This window comes from Shimia sp. SK013 (assembly GCF_001292625.1).
Classification (GTDB): Bacteria; Pseudomonadota; Alphaproteobacteria; order Rhodobacterales; family Rhodobacteraceae; genus Shimia.
This window is the reverse complement of record NZ_LAJH01000022.1, coordinates 1-1,305: the sequence shown is the minus strand read 5'-3', so window position 1 is coordinate 1,305 and position 1,305 is coordinate 1. Positions and strand designations below refer to the sequence as shown.

Sequence of the window (1,305 nt, the reverse complement as noted above, 5' to 3'; positions counted from 1 at the left end):
CTGGGCAAGCCCCGTGTTTGCGAGCTTCTGCTCAAGAGCCTTGTTGTAGATACGCCAGTAAATGCGCGAGGTACGCGAACCAATCGAGTATTGTTCTTTGGTGTAAATCGGTTTGCCATCTTTGCCGATACTGGCAATGGTCATATCTTCATGAAGTACAGGACCACGGCCACGTTCAGCGGTTCTAAAACAGTCGTCGCGCCACGCCTTGTAAGCGTATTCGCAATCGAAAATCCCGTCGTAATCGTCATAAGCCAAGTCAACACGCGCCAGAGTTTGCACACCAAGCACATTGGTCAGCCAGTCATGCAGCGACCACGTAGGACGACGGGCAAATACATGCTTGCATCCCGTTCCGTTGATTTGGAAATGCACCGTGTCATTGTTACCGCCGATACCAACGAAGCCGCAAAAGTCCTCACCATCTGGCGAAGTCAGTTTCATGGATTCGGTGTAGAACTGGAAACCCAAACCGCGAGGCGCAGACAGCGACAAACCAAGCACTTGATTAGTGAAGATACGCAAGCAATCTTCTAAGTAGTTGCGATAACAGATATCAAAGGCTTTGTTGTACGCTTCAATTTCTTCAGACGTCTTAGCGACGGTCGGATTAAACACAGGTGGAGCAGGGAACTTAGGTGCACGACAGTGACGCTGTAACAGCCCTGATTTGGCAAAGCCTTTGTATTCTTCATGCTTGTGCAATCGACGAACCGCATCGTGACAATGACGTAAGTCTTTCACCGCAAAAGTAAAACACAGGTAATCAATATGAACGCTTTGCTCATCGAAACTTTTAAGGATGTTAGTTGCAGTAGTCATCGAACACCCCCAAATTGATACGTTGTTCAACGGTCGTGTTGGTGATGGACACCAACTCATAAGAAGCGAACTGAGACGAAGCCCAAGACTCAAGATGAGACATGGATTTAAGCAAATCCCATTCGTCGCAACCTTTGACCAACACAGACACCGTGTAGTCAGGCAGCAAGTCGTAATAGATGATTTGAGCTTCGTTCATGAGTACTGAGCCTCCAATGTTGGAGTGCCAAGGCTGAGTGGCGAACGAAACCAAGTTAAAATCGGCAGGGCGCTGATATTCAGTTCAAACGGTATGGTGTCGTTCTTAGCCTGTTTAGCTTGCAAACAAGTAAGGATTTCAGTGACAGCGTCACCAGTAAATAAAACACCGTTAGACAAAGACTTACCAACGCGACGTACGCCAAGTTTCTTGAGATAACGACGAATCCATTTGGTTGGAGTTGGCATTGAACGGGAAACTGAGCGAACCATCAGAACGCCTTG

Annotated in this window: 3 protein-coding genes; all 3 read right to left on the bottom strand. The window is 47.6% G+C overall.

The window, feature by feature from the left end; all coding sequences use genetic code 11:
* Window positions 1-822 (bottom strand): replication initiation factor domain-containing protein (locus tag SHIM_RS17550; protein ID WP_054003995.1); only part of this gene is annotated, 822 nt, incomplete at its 3' end.
* Window positions 806-1,021 carry a hypothetical protein gene (locus SHIM_RS17545; RefSeq protein ID WP_029826510.1) on the bottom strand — a complete coding sequence of 72 codons (216 nt, stop codon included), beginning with the start codon at window positions 1,019-1,021 and terminating at the stop codon, window positions 806-808. The genes SHIM_RS17550 and SHIM_RS17545, both read right to left, overlap by 17 nt.
* Window positions 1,018-1,305, bottom strand: a 288-nt coding sequence (locus tag SHIM_RS20235; RefSeq protein WP_206541376.1) for a hypothetical protein, incomplete at its 5' end; no start/stop codon positions are given. The genes SHIM_RS17545 and SHIM_RS20235, both read right to left, overlap by 4 nt.

What these genes read in the sequence shown, in the direction of transcription:
- SHIM_RS17545 (WP_029826510.1), bottom strand. Translation starts at nt 1,021, where the DNA reads ATGAACGAAGCTCAAATCATCTATTACGACTTGCTGCCTGACTACACG.